The organism is Chromohalobacter sp. HP20-39 (assembly GCF_033052815.1).
In the GTDB taxonomy this organism is placed as follows: Bacteria; Pseudomonadota; Gammaproteobacteria; order Pseudomonadales; family Halomonadaceae; genus Chromohalobacter.
Genome location: NZ_JAWHTP010000134.1, coordinates 1 through 476, shown reverse-complemented (window position 1 = coordinate 476; position 476 = coordinate 1). Strand labels below are relative to the sequence as shown.

Below are 476 nucleotides of genomic sequence, written 5' to 3'. Positions count from 1 at the left end.
CTGCGGATTGAAAATTTCCGTGTAACTCGCATAGGCTGAGTAAGTGTCGTTGATGTCGTACACGACACCTGCATATGGGGTGAACTTGGCAGTCTTTTTGTAATGCGTAGGTGTGCTACCGTCGAATTCGTCGAGTTTATAGTTGTTGAATCGCCCGCCTAGAATAGCTTTCATGGAATCCGTTAGGGAAAGGCGCACGGCGCCATAGATGCCGCTTTGTTCGATAGTGGTATGCGTGCTGGTGAAACCGTTCGCTGCGAAATTCGGTTCAGGATACTGGCCGTCATAGCCGAAAATACTCGGCATAGGCATTGAAGGATAAACAAATCCACTGTTGTATTCATCCTCCGTTCGACGAGACGCCAGAACCCCTAGGACCAGCTCATGCTTGCGGCCAAGTAATTCGAATGGACCACTGACCATTGCATCGAAGCTGTTCTGCCTGGACGGAGTTGAATCAGAGATCGCCAGCGGGA

The 476-nt window shown here is 50.2% G+C and carries 1 protein-coding gene; it reads right to left on the bottom strand.

All coding sequences use genetic code 11. The features are described 5' to 3' along the window. The coding region (locus RVY79_RS17310; protein ID WP_317465716.1) for a TonB-dependent receptor domain-containing protein at positions 1-476 on the bottom strand (476 nt) is incomplete at both ends.